This window comes from Pseudomonas sp. FSL R10-2964, from assembly GCF_009600035.1.
In the GTDB taxonomy this organism is placed as follows: domain Bacteria; phylum Pseudomonadota; class Gammaproteobacteria; order Pseudomonadales; family Pseudomonadaceae; genus Aquipseudomonas; species Aquipseudomonas bubulae.
Map to the genome: position 1 here is coordinate 1 of NZ_WIWH01000145.1, position 268 is coordinate 268.

1 pseudogene is annotated in these 268 nt (G+C 60.4%); it reads right to left on the minus strand.

The annotated features are described in order from the left end of the window. Positions 1-264 (minus strand): annotated as a pseudogene (locus GHN92_RS23995) (dihydroorotase); the annotation flags it as partial. Positions 265-268: the final 4 nt, after the last annotated feature.

Consider the following 268-nt stretch of genomic DNA (forward strand, 5'->3'; position numbering starts at 1 on the left):
GCCTGCTGCGCAGGCGCGAGACTCACTGGCAATATCAGCCTTGTGAGTCAGGCCGGGTTCCCTGAAGTGCACTTGGTCGTCGATCATTCCCGGTAGCAGCCATAGGCCCGTGGCGTTGATCAGCTCTTCTCCTGGGAGCTGTTCGAGGGCTTCCCCGATGGCGTCGATACGGCCGTTGCGCACCCGGATATCCCCCACCCAGCGGCGACCTTCGTTGACCAGAGTGGCGTTACAGATTAGCCAAGCATTGTTTCGCTCAGTCATGGTG